The sequence below is a fragment of the Blastococcus atacamensis genome (assembly GCF_002938425.1).
GTDB classification, from domain to species: Bacteria; Actinomycetota; Actinomycetes; order Mycobacteriales; family Geodermatophilaceae; genus Blastococcus; species Blastococcus atacamensis.
Map to the genome: position 1 here is coordinate 1 of NZ_POQU01000158.1, position 1,293 is coordinate 1,293.

A 1,293-nucleotide genomic window follows, 5' to 3' on the forward strand; every position below is an offset into this window, starting at 1 on the left:
GGTATGCCGCCCCGCCACCTCGCCGACCTCACCCGCGAGGAGGCGCGCGCAGCGGTGTCCGAGCTCGGTCAGCCGGCGTTCCGGGCCGACCAGCTGGCCCGGCACTTCTACCGCGGGGTGACCGATCCCGCCGAGATGACCGACCTGCCGGCCGCGGTGCGGGAGACGCTCACCGAGGCGCTGCTGCCCGGCCTGCTCACCGTCGTGCGGCACCAGACCGCCGACGACGGGCGGACCCGCAAGACGCTGTGGCGGCTGCACGACGGCGCGCTGGTCGAGAGCGTGCTCATGCGCTACCCCGACCGCGCCACGGTCTGCATCTCCAGCCAAGCCGGCTGCGGCATGGCCTGCCCGTTCTGCGCCACCGGCCAGCAGGGGCTGACCCGCAACCTGTCGGCCGCCGAGATCATCGGTCAGGCGGTGGCCGCCGCGGCGGCGATGGCCAACGGCGAGCTCGACGGGGGCCCGGGACGGCTGTCCAACGTCGTGTTCATGGGGATGGGGGAGCCGCTCGCGAACTACGCCCGCGTGCGCAAGACGCTCGACGCCCTGCTCACGTCGGCGCCGCACGGCCTGGGCCTGTCGCAGCGGTCGGTCACCGTCTCCACCGTCGGCCTGGTGCCGGCCATCCGGAAGCTCACCGAGGAGGGCCGCAACGTCACCCTCGCGGTCAGCCTGCACGCCCCGGACGACGAGCTCCGCGACACCCTCGTGCCGATCAACACCCGCTGGAAGGTCGGCGAGGTGGTCGAGGCCGCCGACGCCTACGCGAAGAAGACCGGTCGCCGGTACTCCATCGAGTACGCCCTGATCCGCGACGTGAACGACCAGCCGTTCCGCGCCGACCTGCTCGGCAAGCTCCTGGCGGGCCGGCTCGCCCACGTGAACCTCATCCCGCTGAACCCCACCCCGGGCAGCAAGTGGGACGCCAGCCCGCTGCCGGCGCAGCGCGAGTTCGTCGCCCGCCTGCGCGCGGCCGGCGTGCCGACGACGGTGCGCGACACCCGCGGCCAGGACATCGACGGCGCCTGCGGCCAGCTGGCCGCGGCCGACCAGGTCGAGGGCGTGCCGAGCGTCGCGCTCGCCACCCCGTCCGTGGAGCCCGTCGAGGAGCCCGTGCCGCTGGGGGCCGAGGCGGACCAGGCGTGACCTCCGGCGCCCCGTCCCCGCCCTCTGCGGCCGAGGCGCACGAGCACAGCCATGCCGACGTCTCCGGGGGCTGGCTGCGGGCCGCCGTCTTCGGTGCGATGGACGGGCTGGTCACCAACACCGCGCTCGTGGCCGGCGTCGGGG

Annotated in this window: 1 protein-coding gene; it reads left to right on the plus strand. The window is 74.9% G+C overall.

The window, feature by feature from the left end; translation table 11 throughout:
* A partial coding sequence (rlmN, locus tag C5508_RS19170) for a 23S rRNA (adenine(2503)-C(2))-methyltransferase RlmN (RefSeq protein WP_456297903.1) occupies positions 1 to 1,149 on the plus strand: 1,149 nt, incomplete at its 5' end.
* Positions 1,150 to 1,293 lie beyond the last annotated feature (144 nt).